Source organism: Streptomyces sp. NPDC059850, from assembly GCF_042731515.1.
Lineage (GTDB): Bacteria > Actinomycetota > Actinomycetes > Streptomycetales > Streptomycetaceae > Streptomyces.
On the sequence record NZ_JBHWJI010000086.1, the window covers coordinates 1 to 14673 of the forward strand.

Genomic DNA, 14673 nt, shown 5'->3' on the forward strand with positions numbered 1-14673 from the left:
GCCGCGCGGGGCGGGCAGCGGCGCGGGCGCGGCGGGGCGGCGGAGCGCCGGTCCGGCGGCGGGCGGGGCGGGTAAGCCGTCGGAGGGCTCCAGGGTGTGCTGCTCGGCTGCTTTCGACACATGCGCCTCCGGCGGCTCGCACGGGACCGGGCTCCGCACCTCCCGTCCGGAGCCCGACGGACCGGGCGGCACCCGCCGCGCGGCGTCCCGACCGCGTTTGGCTGTGCCCGGTAGCCCTGTTGTGCCCGCAAACCCGGTGGCCCTCACGTGACTGGCGCCTGGCGGGGTGCGGCCGGTCACGGGAACCGCTCCCACCTGGGACAGAACCGTGACCCTCGAACATGATCCCGCTGTCAGTGCTTTGTGATTACCTTTTCGCATGCGCGCCGGTGCGCGTCTGTGCGTGATCGGGGCTGCCGCGGGGGCCGCGGCTCCGCAGAGGGGAGTGAGCTGTGGTGCGGGTGCAGGGGATATCGGGGATGGCGAGGGTGCGGGGCCGCAGGGGACTGTCCGCGCTGGCGCTCGGCGCGATGCTGACGCTGGTCGCCGCGTGCGGCGGAGGCGGCTCCGGCGACGACGGCGGGAAGGGCAAGGGCACCGAGGCCGCCAAGCCGAGGCCGTCCCGGGCCGTGGTCGAGGTCGAGCCGGGGGACGGGGCGAAGGACGTCGGCACCAGCGGCGGCGCGCTCAAGGTCACCTCCGCCAAGGGCAAGCTGACCACCGTCACGGTCAAGGACGAGAAGGGCCGCGCGATACCCGGGAAGACCACCGGGGGCGGCACGAGCTGGAAGCCGGACGGCCGCCTGCGCGCCGGTACGACGTACACGGTGGACGCCCTCGCGAAGGACGCGGACGGCCGTGCGGCGCGCAAGCACACCACCTTCACCACGCTCAAGCCCGAAGAGACCTTCGTCGGCGTCTACAGCCCGGAGGACGGCTCCAAGGTCGGCGTCGGCATGCCGGTCTCGCTCCGCTTCAACCGGGGCATCACCGACCCGGGCGCGGTCGAGAAGAGCGTCAAGGTCAGCGCCTCCCCGTCGGTGCCGATCGAGGGCCACTGGTTCGGCAACGACCGGCTGGACTTCCGGCCCGCGAAGTACTGGAAGCCCGGCACCAAGGTGACGCTGAAGATGGACCTCCACGGCGTCGAGGGCCGCCCCGGGGTGTACGGGGAGCAGACCAAGACCGTGAAGTTCACCATCGGCCGCAGCCAGATATCCGTGGTGGACGCCAAGGCGCACACGATGAAGGTCATGCGGGACGGCAAGACCATCAAGAAGCTGCCGATCACCGCGGGCGCGCCCGGCAACGAGACGTACAACGGCACCATGGTCATCAGCGAGAAGCTCGCCGTGACCCGGATGGACGGCGCGACGGTCGGCTTCAAGGGCGAGTACGACATCAAGGACGTGCCGCACGCGATGCGGCTGTCGGACTCCGGCACCTTCCTCCACGGCAACTACTGGGCGGGCCGGTCCACCTTCGGCTCGGCCAATGTCAGCCACGGCTGCGTCGGCCTCTTCGACCAGCGTGGCGGAGGCGACCCGTCCACTCCGGCGGCCTGGTTCTTCGGCCAGTCGCTGATCGGGGACGTGGTCATCGTGAAGAACTCGGACGACGAAACGATCCAGCCGGGCAACGGGCTCAGCGACTGGAACATGTCCTGGGAGCAGTGGAAGGCCTAGCACTGACTACTAACCTGCGGCGTATGACTGTGAATCTTGAAGTCGCCGACGGCGTGGCCACCTTCCGCCTAGACCGCCCTCCGATGAACGCGCTCGACGTCGCCACCCAGGACCGGCTGCGGGAACTCGCCGCCGAGGTCACCCGCCGCGACGACGTACGGGCCGTGGTCGTCTGGGGCGGTGAGAAGGTGTTCGCGGCGGGCGCGGACATCAAGGAGATGCGGGACATGGACCACGCCGCGATGGTGGCCCGCTCCCGCGACCTCCAGGACGCCTTCACCGCCGTCGCCCGCATCCCCAAGCCCGTGGTCGCCGCCGTCACCGGCTACGCGCTCGGCGGCGGCTGCGAGCTGGCGCTCTGCGCCGACTTCCGGATCGCCGCCGAGAACGCCAAGCTCGGGCAGCCCGAGATCCTGCTCGGGCTGATCCCGGGCGCGGGCGGCACCCAGCGGCTGTCCCGGCTGGTGGGCCCGTCCCGGGCCAAGGACCTCATCTTCACGGGCCGTCAGGTGAAGGCCGACGAGGCGCTCGTCATCGGGCTGGTCGACCGGGTCGTACCGGCCGAGGAGGTGTACGAGCAGGCGCAACGCTGGGCGGCGAAGCTGGCCAAGGGCCCGGCGATGGCGCTGCGCGCCGCCAAGGAGTCGGTGGACGCGGGGCTGGAGACGGACCTCGACACCGGGCTCGCCATCGAACGCAACTGGTTCGCGGGGCTGTTCGCCACCGAGGACCGGCAGATCGGAATGCGGAGCTTCGTCGAGGACGGCCCCGGAAAGGCGACATTTTCCTGACCCGTGCGAGCGAATTTCTTCGCTTGCCGCACGGCCGCCCGATGGCCGGTTCGGGTACGCTGGGTGATCACCCGTACGCGCGGTGATATCGCTGGTCAGGTGGGGTGTTTTGACACCCCGCGCTGCCAATCGCACAGCTGGGATCGGTTTGTGGAGCCTGGGGCTCCGGTGTTCGGAATCCCCTGGTTCCGCCCCGGACGGCCTTTCGGGCGGCCATCATGGGGGGCATGGCGGGCTTGGAGGGAATGGAGCAGCCGCAGCAGCGCACTGGTACGGCTGCGGTCCGGCGGCTGCCGTCCGTCGAGGAGGACCGGGCTCTCAGGGCGCTCGAACTGTTCGGGAACCCCGCGGACAAAGAGGTACGGCTGCCGTCCCGCCCCGAATCCGCGCGCACCGCCCGCCGGTTGACCGAATTCGTGGTGCTGCGCGACTGGGGGCTCGCCAGTCAGCTCGCCGAGAACGCCGTGCTGCTCGTCTCCGAGCTGGTGGGTAACGCCGTACGGCACACCGGTGCCCGCACCTTCGGGCTGCGGCTGCTGCGACGCCGGGGCTGGATCCGGGTCGAGGTGCGCGATCCGTCGCGCGGGCTGCCGTGTCTGCTGCCGGTGGGGGCGCTCGACACCAGCGGGCGCGGCCTCACGCTGGTGGATCAGCTCTCCCAGCGCTGGGGCGTGGACCTGCTGCCGTGCGGCAAGACGACGTGGTTCGAGATGCGGGTGCCGGAAAGTGCGTGAGGTGCGCGTGAGAAGACCGAGGGCAGAGGTCCCGACCGTCCTCGTGTGACGGTCCGGGGACCTCTGTCCGCCCCGCCGAGGAGCGGAAGGGGTGTGGCTCCGCGGCATTCGGGGAACGACCAGGCCCGGGTCAATGGGGGTCGCGGTCCTGACTATTGCAGATCCGGCAGATCGCCACCAACCCAATCCAAGGTGAGCTGTAACACCTGCCTTGTTAATGGCGGGTAGAGGTGTGAATTTCCCTTGTTGTTCATTTGGTGCCTGTCGGTTCTTGGCATGGCCCTGCCCACGCTTCACCATGGAACCGCGCTACGCGCGTCACTTCCCGTCAGATCCCTTGTCCTGGCACTGCATTCGGGAGCCCCCCATGGAAGCGCACGGCCCTGCCCCCACCCGACGCACCCTCCTCCGCTCCGGCGCCGGTCTCGGCGCCGCCGCCCTCGGACTCGCCACCGCCGCCACCGCCGCCCCGGCCCACGCCGCCGACAGACGCGGTCGCCGCGCGGCCGCCTATCCCCCCACCCACTGGATCCCGGCCTCCACCTCCAACTACCGCGTCTCCAGCCGCCCCACCGCCTACCCGATCGACTTCGTCGTCATCCATGTGACGCAGGAGACCTTCCAGGACGCGGTGAAGATCTTCCAGGACCCGGCCCGCCAGGTCTCCACCCACTACATGGTCGCCTCGGCCGACGGCTACATCGGGCAGTTCGTCCGCGAGAAGGACGTCGCGTGGCACGCGGGCAACAAGGACTACAACAACCGCGGCATCGGCATCGAGCACGAGGGATGGGTGGACGACCCCGCCTGGTTCACCGACGAGATGTACGCCGCGTCCGCCGCCCTGACCGCCGCCGTCTGCGACCGCTTCGGCATCTCCAAGGACCGCGAGCACATCATCGGCCACAGTGAGGTCCCCGGCGCCGACCACACCGACCCCGGTCCGCTGTGGGACTGGGACCGCTATCTGGAGTTGGTCAACCAGGCCTGACCACATGCGCGCCGGACCTCTGGCCAGGGCCGCTAATCTGTGCGGGTCAGACTCACGCTTGAAAGGGGCGGAACAGGTGGCGGACATCGAGGCGGCGCGCAAGGCGTTCGAGCGGTACGACCTCAACGGGGACGGACTGATCACGGCGGCCGAGTACAAGAGCGTGATGGCGCAGCTGGGGGACCCGTATGTCACGGAGCCCGTCGCCCAGGCCGTGATCAACTCCCACGACGGCAACGGCGATGGTCAGCTCAACTTCGACGAGTTCTGGGCCGCGCAGAACAAGGCCTGACCCATCGGGTACACCCATCGGGTCCGGCCATCGGGTCCGGCCCGGGCCGCACGGCGGCGCCGCGGGGCGCGCTCAGCGCCAGCCGCGCCGCTGTGCGCTCGCCCGCCGTCGCCGGTCGTTGCACAGCAGGCAGCGGCCGTAGCCGGGCGGCAGCGGATCGTCCGGGTCCCCATACAGCGGGTCGACGGCCCCGCGCGGATGCTGGGAGCAGCCGGTCGCCCCGTGCTCGGCGGTCAGCGCACCGGCCGCGGCGAGCGCCCGGCGCAGGGCGTCGGTGAGCAGCTCGGTCTCCTGGCCCGACGGCGCGGCGTCGAGCGAATAGGCGATGTCGGACGCGGTCGTGAGCGCGCTGCGGAGTTCGTGCAGGTCTGCGTAGCTCATACCGGGAAGCGTAGGCGCCGCCACTGACAACGCCCCCACGGGCGGTGTCCCCGCAGGTGAGGCCCCTCTTACGCCTGGCTGGTCTGCTCTTCCTCGTCGTCGCCGTCCACCAGGTCCTCGATGGCGTTCGCCACCCGGGTGACCGTGGCCCAGGTCTTCAGCGCCGTCTTGCTGGAGAAGTCCGCGAGGTTCTTGTCCACCGGCCGGTCGGTGTACTGGTGGATCCGCCACTTCGCCTTGATCCGGGGCTTGCCCGCCGTGACGTAGTCGGCGATCCACAGCCCGTCCCCGGCGTAGGAGGTGGTGTCGTGGTTGAGCCAGAAGTTCCGGTTGCAGTACAGCAGCACGCGGTGGGTGGGCCGCAGCTTCTTGACCTCCCGGATGAACCGGTCCTTCTCCGCGTTGCTGGCGTACGTCCCCGAGCCGGTGGTCTCCCAGTCCACGGCGAGCAGATCGTGCTGCTTGGACGCGCACTTCTCGACGAAGTACCGGGCCTGCGCGGCGATGTTCCCAGGCCACAGGAAGTGGTAGAAGCCGACGACGCACCCTGCCTTGCGCGCCTTCGTCGCCTGGGAAACCTGCTTCGGGTTGATGTACGACCGGCCCTCGGTGGCCTTGATGAAGACGAAGGCCAGTCCGTCCGTGTCGAAGCTGGATTGGTGCGAACTCACGTCGATGCCGTGCAGCATGTTTCCTGCCTCAGAAGTTGAAAAGGGGACGGGCGGTCTCCCTTGTCATGCCCGGTCCAGGACCCTACGCAACGCTGCCGGGGTTACGCACGGTATTTGCACATGCGACTGATTTGGTAGGGAAATTCATGATTTCTCCCCGCCGTCGTGCTAAGCCGCCGTGAAGGTCACCGGGCTGCCCCCTGGACATGAGTCTGCAGCACGTCGCAGGTGTACTGGAACTCCTCCGTCAACCGCGTCGCCTCGATCACCAGTACCCCGTACGGCCGCGTCGGGTCGCCCAGCGGCAGACCGTCGCGCTCCGCCTGCTCGGTGACGGTCCGTCGCTGCTCCTGCATCTCCTCGGCCAGCTCGCACAGCCGCGCGGCCTGGTCCCGCAGCTGCGATTCGTCCAGGCGGGCCAGCACCCGCACGATCTCCTCCAGCGAGCCGAGGAAGCTCCCGTAGCACCGCAGAAACCGCCGGTACGAGTAGTCCTGCTCCTCGCCGCGCCACCGCTCCAGACTCCGGGTGAGCGACGCCAGCTGATACGCGGCCCGCTCCAGCGCGTCCAGCACGGCCCGGTAGTTCGCGAACGACGTGCGCCCCCGATGCCGGGGCAGCAGACGCCGCGGATTGAACGGAACGCTCTCCTCCGCGGTCCGCAGCCCCGACCGCGCCTGCGTCACCAGCGCCTGGGCGTGGTTCGACCGCGAACGCCAGCCCCGCGCGTGCTCCTCCGCGAACTCCCCGTCCCGCATGGCCGGACCCATGTCCGCGAGCAGCGACTCCAGCGCCCCGGCCAGCGCCCGGATCCCGTGCTCCGCACTGCGGTACCGCAACGGCGGGACGAGCACGACGTTCACCAGCAGCCCGACCGAGCAGCCGATGAGCACGAGCAGCACGATCTGGCCCAGCTGCGTGGCCCGCTCCGTATTGCTCGTCGCGGAGACGTACGTGGAGAACGCGAAGAACGCCGCCGTCGCCACCTGCGACCGCTGCGCCCCCAGCGCCCTCCACTGCCCGATCGTCAGCGCGATCGCCGCGACCAGTACGAACGTCACCGGATCCGGCCCCGCCAGAAACCCCAGCGCCGCCTGGACCGCCACCCCCGTCACCACCGCCGCGACGTAGCGCAGCGACTGCGCGATCGACTGGTACACCGTCACATTCATAATGAGCACGGCGGAGAACGGCGCGAACGCGGGCGACTGCGCGTGCAGCAGATCCGCCGCGATGAACCAGGCGAGGGTGGCGGCCAGTGTGCTCTTGCCGATCAGCAGCAGCGTGTGCCGCTCCGGCCCATGCGTCCGTGTCCTGTGCTCCGTCCGTTCCCCGCCATGTCCACCGAGTGTGCTCGCCTTGCCGCTCATTCGGCTACGGGTTCCCCCTCGGCGAGGTCTCTCACCTGCTCAGACGGACGAACTCCCCGGGGCCGGATGACAGAGCGTGGCGGCGTCGGCCGTCCACTCCACCCCGCCCCGCTCCGGCCGCAGGAAGGCCACCCGGCCGCCGTCCACCTGATGGTCGAAGAGCAATTCATCGGGGCTGTGCACCGCCTGCACCACCCCCGTCCGGCCGCTGGCCGGGTCGTACGCCATCTGTCCGGGTACGGGTCGTTGCGTGTTCATGCGGTTCGCTCTCCGGGGTTCGTCGGGGTCCTGCGGATGTGGACGGTGTGGTCGGGGTGTCGGCGGCGCAGCACCTCGTAGTCGGTGGCCCGGCTGTAGTCCCCGTCCTGGGTGGCCTGTTCGCGCAGCGCCTCGTAATGGCGGCAGAGGGCGCAGCCGTCCGGCTCCGGAGGAGGCGCGCCGCTGGATTCGGTGATGTGTTCGGGGGGAAACACCATGGGGGGTTCTTCCTGACTTGGATGTCTCTTGCGGGCTTTAATCACCCTGTGTACTCCCAGCGTTGCCCTGCGGGGCCGCGCGCAACAGGGATGCGGACACACCAGGAGGCTTGGGGTGAGGGGAGAAGAACAGGTGAGTGAGCCGACGGAAGAGCAGGAGCCCTCCACCGGGGCGGCGTTCCTCGGAGCCGAGGTCCGGTCCTGGCGGTTGCTGCGGGAGTTGAGCCAGCGGGAATTGGGCCTGCAGGCCAACTACGGGCAGCAATATGTGGCCAAAGTGGAGGCGGGCGAACGGCTCGCCAGCCCGGAGTTCGCGGACTCGTGCGACCGGGTCTTCGGCACGCCGGGTTCGTTCGCGCGGCTGCGGAAGCGAGCGAGCCAGCACGGCTACCCGGACTGGTTCATCCCGTACTTGCAGTTGGAGCGCCAGGCGACGGGTATCTCGGACTTCTCGGCAATCCTCATCATGGGCATGCTCCAGACCCCCGAGTACGCTCGGGAGATCTTTGAAGCCGTCCATCCCCGTGCGACCGTGGCCGACATCGACGCCAAGGTCGAGCGACGGCTGCGAAGGCGCGAGGTGATGGAGAAGGACGCACCCCCGCTGCTCTGGTGCATCCTGAGTGAGGCATGCCTGCGGAACGAGGTGGGCGGCCCCAAGGTCATGGCGGCCCAGCTAGCCCACCTGCTGAAGGAGGCGGAGTCCCCGCACATCACCCTTCAGGTACTACCGTTCACGGTGGGGGCATCTCCAGCGGCAGAGAGTTTCACCCTTCTGACGTTCGAGGAAGAGCCGAGCATCGTCTACGCGGACACGGCGATGGCAGGCCAGCTCATCGATTCACCGGAAGCGGTGGCGAACGCGACTGCCGCCTATGACCGACTGCGGGCTGCTGCTCTGAATCCCCGTCAGTCGTTGGCCATGATCCGTAAAGTGATGGAGGAATACGCTCGATGAAAACCGTCCTCGACCTGTCGTCTGCTGCGTGGGTCAAGTCCAGCTACAGCAACGGCAATGAAGGTCAGTGCGTGGAGTTCGCTCCCGGCATAGCCGCCACTGCGGGTGTCGTCCCGGTGCGGGACAGCAAGAACCCGGCGGGCCCCGCCCTGGTCTTCCCGGCGGGCGCGTGGGGTTCGTTCACCACCGCTCTGTGCGACGGAGAGTTCCCCACCCCCTGACGCCCAGCGCCCCACGGCCCCGTCGTTCTCACGTACGAGAGCGGCGGGGCCGAGCAAGGTGGCGTCAGTCATGGTCAATCGTTGTGGCGATGCCGGACGCCCTGAGAAGTTCAGCAATCAGGAAAACTTCCACGAGAGTTCCCCGATACCCTTCCTCCTCGGTAAGGTCCGTGGCCGATTGCTTCGCCTCGCCGATGGATACTCCGAAGGTGTTCCGGAACGCTCTGAGGATCTTTCCTCCAGAGCTGATCGGCCCCTCGACTCGGAGGCGCCGATACCCGTGCTCGGCCAGGATGGGCCGCCGCACTTCGTCCGGAGCGGCGCCCCAATCACCGTCGTGCGAAACGCCACAGTCGTCGCAGGACCACTCAAGTTCCCAGCGGAGCCTGCCCTCCTTCACCAGTTGCACCGCCCACCCTTCGCAGGGCCGACCGCAATCGCCGCACGGTTCGCTGAGCCTGGGCGCCTGCTCAATCATTGCCAGCCTCGCACTTTTTTGGGGGCTGATGGTGAGCCCGGTCCGATCCGCTGTGGATCTTTGCGTTCATGGGCAGGCCTGGCGGGCTGCCTCGTTTTATTCGCTTCCGCCAGTACCATCCACCAATGCTCTCCGGGCCTCCTCCAGAGACTCCGCCATCTCTTCTTCGTCCATATAGGGGAGCCCTTCCCCTGGGCGGTACAGGGAGACGGATTCGCTGAGGATCTCATAGACGTCCGAGTCAAGGAAGTAGTCGATGGTGACCGCTTCGATCTGACTCACGATCTGCATCGATCTGTCCTGGCCGGATAGAAACACGTCGATCAGCTCGAGTAGAGATTCCCGTGGGTTCACGGCAAAGTTACCTGCTTTGGGATCATCACTGTGACGACATATTGAGGGTTGCTCGCGCTGACGGCTACAAATGGCTTTCCTGGGAGTGAGGGGGCTCTCACCTGAATGGTATCCCTGTACGGATCGAACTTGATCTTTGTCCCCTTGTTCAGAATGTGGTCCACCACGTCCAGTGTCGTAGGTGGACGGCCAGGCCCGCTTCCGGCGACGCGCTCGGCAGCGTGTGCTGAGAGCGTTCGGCCACCAGGAGTGATCAGTCTTGGGACGTGGAGGTTGATTTCCTGCCGGTGGGCGAAGACGCGGTCATAGCGAACCAACTCGCCCCGAGGAGCCGAAGGCAAGGACTCCGGAACCATGTAGGAAGGCTTTTTGGGCGCGAGGCCGTCTGGATCTGCCCAGATGTGGGGGTTGTGGACGTAGGTGGTGGGGTTGGGTGCGGGTGCCAAGCCGAGGGGGTCGGGCGTCAGGTAGCGGGCGGTTTCGGGGTCGTAGTGGCGGTGGAGGTTGTAGTGGTGTCCGGTTTCCAGGTCGAGGTACTGGCCCGGGAAGCGGAGGGGGATGTAGGCGCTGGCGTCGGAGTTCCAGGTGGTGGCGCCCCAGAGCGTCGTGCGGGATTGCCAGGCGGTGTGGCCGGTGTCGTCGACGAGGTGGGTGGGAGTGCCGACCAGGTCCGTGACGATCGCGTAGAAGCGGGTGTCGATCTCGTCCTGAGACGCCTCGTCGGTCGGAGTGTGGGCCGTGGTCTGGGCGAGTGGGATCAGGCCGGTTTCGTCGTGGTCCCAGGTGAGGTTCTGCCGACCGGTCCAGTCGGTCGAGGTCGTGCTCTGTTCGATGAGGGTGGCGCCGTGCCAGGTGAAGCGGGTCTCCTCGGCGACCGTGCCATCAGCGGCCAGCCGCTGTTTGGCGGTGCGTCGGCCGAGGGGGTCGTAGCGGTAGTGCCAGGTGGTGCCGTCGGGGGTGACCACTTGGGTGAGGCGGTCTTCGGTGTCCCAGGCGTAGCGCCAGGTGTCGGGCTTCCTCGACAGGCGGGCCTTCTGGCGCAGCGTGGTGCGGCCTGCGGCGTCGTATTCGTACCGGGTGGTGCCCGCCGTGCGTATTCGGGTGCCGGTGTAGGCGCGTTCGCCCGTCGAGTCCGCACCGGGGTGCTGGTGCGGCCAGGTGGCGTGGGTCTGGTTGCCCGCCGGGTCGTAAGCGTAGGACTCCTGCCACGTGGCGGCTCGTACGTGGGTGACGCGACCGACCGGGTCCAGGGTGTAGTGGCTGGGCCCGGCCGCGGTGTCCTCGACACCGGAGAGGTAGCCGTCAGGGCGCCAGGTGTAGGTGCGCCGCAGCAGGCTCCGCGTACCCGCGGTGCAGGACTGGCCGATGAGGCGGTCCGCCGGGTCCCATGCCTGGGTCAGGGACAGTCCTCCCGCCCAACTCCGCCGGGTTTCGCGGCCTAAGGCGTCATGGGCGACGGTCAGCTCCCTGCCCCCGGTGGTCAGCGTGGTGCGGTTGCCTGCCACGTCGTACGCGTAGGCGGTCTCCGCCCCCGCCGGGGTGCGGCGGGAGGTCAGCTGTCCCGCTGCGTCGTAGGTCAGATGCAGGGTGCGGCCGTCCACCGTCTCGGACAGCATGCGGCCCGCCGGGTCGTAGGTACGGGTCAACTCTGTGTGGTCCGGGCCGACGGCCCCGAGTAACTCTCCGGCCGGACCCCAGCGGAACGTCGAGACCTGCCCGGCGGCATCCTGGGCCACCGTGCGGCCCAGTGCGTCGTAGGCGTAGCCGGTGGTCCGGCCCAGTGGATCGGTGCGCGCGATGAGTTGGCCCGCCGCGTCGTGCTCGTAGGCCACCGTGCGGCCGTCGAAGTCTGTCTCCGATATCAGCCGTCCGGCTGGGTCATAGGTGTAGTGCCATGTCAGGCCCTGGGGGTTGGTGACCTGGGTCAGGCGCGCCTCTGCGTCGTAGGCGAACGAATAGCGCGCCCCGTCCGGATCGATGCGGGCCGAGAGCAGGTCGAAGTGGGTGTACTCGAAGCGCCTCAGACCGCCCGCCGGGTCCGTATGGGTGAGGCAGTTGCCCTCGCCGTCGTACGTCCAGGACTCGGCGGCCCCGTCCGGGCCGGTGCGGCGCAGAAGTTGGCCTTCCGGGGACCAGGCGTAGCGGGTCACCGCGCCCAGCGGGTCGGTCTCGGCCACGACGCGGCCGAACGCGTCGCGCTGGTAGCGGGTGGTGGCGCCCAGCGGCTCGGTGATCTCGACCGGGAGCCCGGCCCCGTCGCCGCGCACCCGGGTGGTCGCGCCCAGCGCGTCGGTGACGGCGAGCAGACCCCCGCGTGCGTCGTAGAGGTAGCGGGTGGTGGCGTCCAGCGGGTCGGTGAGCGAGGTCCGGTTGCCCGCCGCGTCGAAGGTCTGCCGCCATACCGCGCCGCCCGGGTCGGTGATCCGCACCGGGTTGCCCTGCGCGTCGAGCGCGGCTGTGACCTCGCTACCGTCCGGGCGGATCACGGCCGTCAGATGACCGTGCTCGTCGTAGCGCCAGCCGGTGGTGCGGCCCAGCGGGTCGGTCTCGGCGACCGTACGGCCCGCCTCGTCGTACGCGGTGCGGCTGACCGCGCCGCTCGCGTCGACCTCCCCTGTGACCTGGTGCTTCTCGTCGATCAGATAGCGGGTGACCGCACCGTCCGGCGAGGTCAGCGTGGTGACCTTCAGGCCGGGGAAGTCCGGGTCCGCCCCCTCGTAGCCGAGACGGAGGGTGAAGTGGCCGCCCTCGCCGCGCTCGGCGGTGACCCGGTCCCGCTCGTCGTAGGCGTAGGAGTACCAGCGGTTGTTGGTGTCGATCCAGGACGTGATCCGCCCGGCCCGGTCGTAGACGAAACGGAGCGGCAGCCCCGAGGAGCCCGTTGTCCCGGTGAGGTGGCCGTCGGTGTAGCCGTAGCCCATCACCCGCACCTCGCCCACGTACAGGCCGGTGATCCGCTCGCTGTCCGACGTCAGACGCAGCCGGTAGCCACCGCTGTGGACGATCTCGGACGGTGCGCCGGAAGCGTCGTCGTAGGCGAAGGTGATGCGGTTGCCGTTGCGGTCGGCGATCTCCCGCAGGAGCGCCGCCGCGCCGTCGCCGTACAGGGTGAAGGTGCGGACGAGCCCGGCCTCCGGGTCGGCGACGGTGTACGTACCGCCGTCCGCAGCCCGTGCCAGCGGCCACTGCGGCCCCTCCGCGGGCAGGACCGCGGTGCCGCCCGGCACCGGATGCGGATAGGCCAGCAGCAGACCGTCCTCGGTGAAGAACACCACGCCGTGCTCGTCGGACTCCAGCCGTTGGTCGGCCGTCGAGGCCCAGGTCGGGCCGAACCACCGCCCGGCGCGGTATCCGGAGTCGGCCCGGCGGGAGAACACCAGCGGCAGCACGCCCGGTAGCTCCACATCCGTCTGGGGCAGGAACATACGCCCGGTCGCCAGGTCCACCGGATCCGTACGGCCATGCCGCACTCGGTCCCACGTACGGGAGAACACGCCCCGGCCACCGCCCCGCAGAGCGCCGCGCGCCCACTGCAACGCCCCACGTGCCGCCAGCCTGGCCCCGACGCGTGAGGCGATCGGAGCGAGGGCGCGCGGGGCGAGGCCCAGCAGCAGGGTCTCCGCCAGCCCGCCGCCCATGGCGAGTTCCAGCGGCAGCGCGTACGGCATGGCGAAGAGGGCGAGAGTGAGCAGAAGAGGAAGGCCGACCTCCAGAAGCTTCTCCAAGAGAAAGGTGCCGGTGCCGAGGATGCGGTATCCGGCGAAGGGCGCCTCACCGTCGGCGATCGCCGACCAGCGGGACAGCAGCAGGGCGCCGACGATGAGGGAGCCCGCGCAGACGGCGATGCGGAACTGGACCAGGACGAGGGTCTCGCCCCAGGGAGACGCGCTCGCCGCCCGGTAGCCGTGTACGGCGGAGATCAGACGCCACAGGGTCAGCGCCAGCCCGGCCAGGCCGACGCCGATCAGGACGCGCAGTCCGGTGCCCTCGGCGAAGTACCCCTGCAGACCCTTTGTGGCCGGGAACGAGCCCACCGCCAGATACGCCACAGAAGGAACAGCCAGGAGCAGGCCGAGCACCAGGAGAACCTTCTCGTGCCCAGGCCAGCGTGGCCGCCGCTCCCGGGACCGGCGCCACAGCTGCCGGAGGGTCACACCACGCCACGCTTCCTGGCTGTGGGTCGCGTCCATGCGCCGGGTCTGCCCGGTGACCGACGCGCGCAGCGGCTCCAGCTTCCCCGCGCGGGTACGGGGGTGGGCCGTGGCGTACAGCAGCGCTCGGCGCTGCCGGGCGTACCCCAGGGCGATGATCCAGGTGGCCGGAGGGTGCAGCAGGGCGTACCCGAAGAGAGCTTCGGGAGCGGACCGGCCCTGGCGTTCGGCAGCCAGCACGACACCAGGCTCGCGCCGTCGGCCCAGGCGGGACCGGCGCAGATCCCAGATCCACGCGGCGGCGAGGCACCCCAGGATGATCCACAGCCCCCAGTCCGTGGCCAGTCTCTCCTGCCACTCCACCGTGGTGTCATCGCCCTGGAAAGCCGCGGCGTAGTTGTACACCCAGTGGATCGTCACCGCCCCGGCCATCGGCAGCAGCGCCGCGACCCGGGTCAGCGCGCGGGCACCGCACCACAGCAGGCCCACCGCCAGCCCGCCGAGCGCGCTGGCGACGATGTGCACGTCGTAGGGGAGCACCGGCCCACCGACATCGGTAGTGCCGGTCGATGAGGGAAACCAGCTGCCGAGGATCTGCCCGGGGCCGGGAATGTACGGGTGGTTGATCAGCCCCTTCGCGATCAACCAGCCGCCCTCATCCGAGGGAACGGCCTTGCCCGCGGACTCGGCATACGTCAGAAGGTTTTCCAGCAGACCGAACCCCGCCCCGGTGGCGCCCCCGAGCACCACGAAGTCCGCCAGCCCCCACTGCATCCGCCCGCGCAGCGCCCACCCCGCGATCAGGAGCGGTGTGACCTTGAACAGCTCCTCCACCACCGGAGCCGTCGTCCACGACACCACATCCATGACGGCCGCCAGGGACTCCTCCCTCGCGGTCGCCACCTGACGTGCCACTACCAGCTCCAGCAGCATCGAGAGCACACCACAGCCGTACGCCCCCACGCCGAAGGCGAGCAGCACCGTCGGCCACCGCACCGTCCGCACCGGCCAGGACAGCAACAACAGCTGCAGCACAGCCCACACCGACGCGGCAGCCATCCAGAACCCCACGCCCCACGCCCCCTCCGACGCTGCTACTGATCCGTCACGCTAAGTCGAA

Annotated in this window: 15 protein-coding genes; 7 read left to right on the forward strand and 8 right to left on the reverse strand. The window is 69.4% G+C overall.

Going from position 1 to position 14673, the window contains the following annotated elements:
- Positions 1 to 479: 479 nt before the first annotated feature.
- The 5 genes from ACFV9T_RS39950 to ACFV9T_RS39970 all read left to right on the forward strand — a co-directional run bounded on the left by ACFV9T_RS39950 (position 480) and on the right by ACFV9T_RS39970 (position 4493).
- A complete protein-coding gene (locus ACFV9T_RS39950; protein WP_385448025.1) occupies positions 480 to 1685 on the forward strand; it encodes an Ig-like domain-containing protein in 1206 nt (401 codons plus the stop codon).
- Positions 1686 to 1708: 23 nt separating this feature from the next.
- Positions 1709 to 2476: an enoyl-CoA hydratase/isomerase family protein gene (locus tag ACFV9T_RS39955; RefSeq protein WP_385448027.1), complete on the forward strand. Its 768-nt coding sequence runs from the start codon at positions 1709 to 1711 to the stop codon at positions 2474 to 2476.
- A 227-nt stretch (positions 2477 to 2703) separates the two neighbouring features.
- On the forward strand, positions 2704 to 3210 hold the full coding sequence (locus ACFV9T_RS39960) for an ATP-binding protein (protein ID WP_385448029.1): 507 nt from the start codon (positions 2704 to 2706) through the stop codon (positions 3208 to 3210).
- Between the two features lie 367 nt (positions 3211 to 3577).
- Positions 3578 to 4201 carry an N-acetylmuramoyl-L-alanine amidase gene (locus ACFV9T_RS39965; RefSeq protein WP_385448031.1) on the forward strand — a complete coding sequence of 208 codons (624 nt, stop codon included), beginning with the start codon at positions 3578 to 3580 and terminating at the stop codon, positions 4199 to 4201.
- A gap of 76 nt (positions 4202 to 4277) precedes the next feature.
- Positions 4278 to 4493 (forward strand): EF-hand domain-containing protein, encoded by a 216-nt coding sequence (locus tag ACFV9T_RS39970; protein ID WP_385448033.1) that lies wholly within the window; start codon positions 4278 to 4280, stop codon positions 4491 to 4493.
- 72 nt (positions 4494 to 4565) lie between these two features.
- On the opposite strand, the gene ACFV9T_RS39975 is transcribed toward ACFV9T_RS39970, so the two are convergent.
- From ACFV9T_RS39975 to ACFV9T_RS39995, 5 genes are all read right to left on the reverse strand, one after another.
- Entirely contained in the window at positions 4566 to 4874 is a 309-nt protein-coding gene (locus tag ACFV9T_RS39975) for a hypothetical protein (RefSeq protein ID WP_385448035.1), read from the reverse strand.
- Between the two features lie 68 nt (positions 4875 to 4942).
- A complete protein-coding gene (locus ACFV9T_RS39980; RefSeq protein WP_385448038.1) occupies positions 4943 to 5563 on the reverse strand; it encodes a glycoside hydrolase family 25 protein in 621 nt (206 codons plus the stop codon).
- A 167-nt stretch (positions 5564 to 5730) separates the two neighbouring features.
- Positions 5731 to 6915 carry an aromatic acid exporter family protein gene (locus ACFV9T_RS39985; RefSeq protein WP_385448040.1) on the reverse strand — a complete coding sequence of 395 codons (1185 nt, stop codon included), beginning with the start codon at positions 6913 to 6915 and terminating at the stop codon, positions 5731 to 5733.
- Positions 6916 to 6954: 39 nt separating this feature from the next.
- Positions 6955 to 7173, reverse strand: a complete 219-nt coding sequence (locus tag ACFV9T_RS39990) for a hypothetical protein (RefSeq protein ID WP_385448043.1) — start codon at positions 7171 to 7173, stop codon at positions 6955 to 6957.
- Positions 7170 to 7391: a hypothetical protein gene (locus tag ACFV9T_RS39995; protein ID WP_385448046.1), complete on the reverse strand. Its 222-nt coding sequence runs from the start codon at positions 7389 to 7391 to the stop codon at positions 7170 to 7172. The genes ACFV9T_RS39990 and ACFV9T_RS39995 overlap by 4 nt, the downstream gene beginning before the upstream one ends.
- A gap of 133 nt (positions 7392 to 7524) precedes the next feature.
- Here ACFV9T_RS39995 and ACFV9T_RS40000 point away from each other — a divergent pair, with 133 nt between their 5' ends.
- Both ACFV9T_RS40000 and ACFV9T_RS40005 read left to right on the forward strand, forming a co-directional pair.
- Positions 7525 to 8349, forward strand: a complete 825-nt coding sequence (locus ACFV9T_RS40000) for a helix-turn-helix transcriptional regulator (RefSeq protein WP_385448049.1) — start codon at positions 7525 to 7527, stop codon at positions 8347 to 8349.
- A complete protein-coding gene (locus tag ACFV9T_RS40005; RefSeq protein WP_385448051.1) occupies positions 8346 to 8570 on the forward strand; it encodes a DUF397 domain-containing protein in 225 nt (74 codons plus the stop codon). Before ACFV9T_RS40000 ends, ACFV9T_RS40005 begins: the two co-directional genes overlap by 4 nt.
- A gap of 64 nt (positions 8571 to 8634) precedes the next feature.
- Here ACFV9T_RS40005 and ACFV9T_RS40010 read toward each other — a convergent pair whose 3' ends face one another.
- From ACFV9T_RS40010 to ACFV9T_RS40020, 3 genes are all read right to left on the reverse strand, one after another.
- On the reverse strand, positions 8635 to 8979 hold the full coding sequence (locus ACFV9T_RS40010; RefSeq protein WP_385448054.1) for a hypothetical protein: 345 nt from the start codon (positions 8977 to 8979) through the stop codon (positions 8635 to 8637).
- A gap of 165 nt (positions 8980 to 9144) precedes the next feature.
- Complete coding sequence (locus ACFV9T_RS40015) at positions 9145 to 9402, reverse strand: hypothetical protein (RefSeq protein ID WP_385448056.1); 258 nt, start codon at positions 9400 to 9402, stop codon at positions 9145 to 9147.
- Positions 9399 to 14612: a DUF6531 domain-containing protein gene (locus ACFV9T_RS40020; RefSeq protein ID WP_385448058.1), complete on the reverse strand. Its 5214-nt coding sequence runs from the start codon at positions 14610 to 14612 to the stop codon at positions 9399 to 9401. The genes ACFV9T_RS40015 and ACFV9T_RS40020 overlap by 4 nt, the downstream gene beginning before the upstream one ends.
- Positions 14613 to 14673 lie beyond the last annotated feature (61 nt).

What these genes read in the sequence shown, in the direction of transcription:
- ACFV9T_RS39950 (WP_385448025.1), top strand. Translation starts at nt 480, where the DNA reads ATGGCGAGGGTGCGGGGCCGCAGGGGACTGTCCGCGCTGGCGCTCGGC.
- ACFV9T_RS39955 (WP_385448027.1), top strand. Translation starts at nt 1,709, where the DNA reads ATGACTGTGAATCTTGAAGTCGCCGACGGCGTGGCCACCTTCCGCCTA.
- ACFV9T_RS39960 (WP_385448029.1), top strand. Translation starts at nt 2,704, where the DNA reads ATGGCGGGCTTGGAGGGAATGGAGCAGCCGCAGCAGCGCACTGGTACG.
- ACFV9T_RS39965 (WP_385448031.1), top strand. Translation starts at nt 3,578, where the DNA reads ATGGAAGCGCACGGCCCTGCCCCCACCCGACGCACCCTCCTCCGCTCC.
- ACFV9T_RS39975 (WP_385448035.1), bottom strand. Translation starts at nt 4,874, where the DNA reads ATGAGCTACGCAGACCTGCACGAACTCCGCAGCGCGCTCACGACCGCG.
- ACFV9T_RS39980 (WP_385448038.1), bottom strand. Translation starts at nt 5,563, where the DNA reads ATGCTGCACGGCATCGACGTGAGTTCGCACCAATCCAGCTTCGACACG.
- ACFV9T_RS39985 (WP_385448040.1), bottom strand. Translation starts at nt 6,915, where the DNA reads ATGAGCGGCAAGGCGAGCACACTCGGTGGACATGGCGGGGAACGGACG.
- ACFV9T_RS39990 (WP_385448043.1), bottom strand. Translation starts at nt 7,173, where the DNA reads ATGAACACGCAACGACCCGTACCCGGACAGATGGCGTACGACCCGGCC.
- ACFV9T_RS39995 (WP_385448046.1), bottom strand. Translation starts at nt 7,391, where the DNA reads ATGGTGTTTCCCCCCGAACACATCACCGAATCCAGCGGCGCGCCTCCT.
- ACFV9T_RS40005 (WP_385448051.1), top strand. Translation starts at nt 8,346, where the DNA reads ATGAAAACCGTCCTCGACCTGTCGTCTGCTGCGTGGGTCAAGTCCAGC.
- ACFV9T_RS40020 (WP_385448058.1), bottom strand. Translation starts at nt 14,612, where the DNA reads ATGGCTGCCGCGTCGGTGTGGGCTGTGCTGCAGCTGTTGTTGCTGTCC.